At 53.4% G+C, this 661-nt stretch carries 1 protein-coding gene; it reads right to left on the bottom strand.

All coding sequences use genetic code 11. The features are described 5' to 3' along the window. A partial coding sequence (locus AC4CV5_RS20750; RefSeq protein WP_490923804.1) for an AMP-binding protein occupies positions 1-661 on the bottom strand: 661 nt, incomplete at both ends.

The raw sequence follows: 661 nt of genomic DNA, 5'->3' as shown, positions 1-661 counted from the left end.
ATCTAAAACATACAAACGCGCACCGGGTACGGGCTTTCCAATCGGAATCCGCAAACGGTCCCTGTCCCGTTCTGGATCCAACACGTAAAATGCCGCGTCTACCGTGGCTTCTGTCGGCCCGTAACCATGGATTAATGATACCTGCGGCAATACAGAAGCAAAACGGGCTGCCGTACGCGGCGCAAGCGGTTCACCTCCGGCGAATACACGCTTCAGGCTTGTCCCGTCACCGAGCGCTAACATTTCCGCTTGATCGAGAAAGCTGTTCAGCATAGCCGGAATAAAATGAGCCGTTGTCACTTTTTCCTGATGAATGGCTTGTATGATCAATGCGGGGTCTTTTTCCCAGCCGGGCGGAAGCAGATACGCCGAAGCACCGGAAAGAGCCCACCAAAACAGCTGCCACACAGACGCATCAAAGGAAAAAGAGGTTTTCACCATGACAATGTCATCTTCCTGAAGCGGAAACTGACACTGCATGCCAGCCAGAAAGGAAACAGCCTGGCGGTGCTCAACGGCTACCCCTTTTGGCTGCCCGGTGGAGCCCGATGTATAGATGATATAGGCGAGAGAGCCGCTGTCAGCAGGAGCAAATACATGACTTTCTGCTTTTTCGCTCGCAAGAGATGCCGTGTCCACTTCAAGCGTCTCCCCGGAAAAG

Source organism: Bacillus sp. NS1, assembly GCF_058248265.1.
Note: the sequence above shows the minus strand (reverse complement) of the source record. Positions and strands in the feature narration are given on the sequence as shown.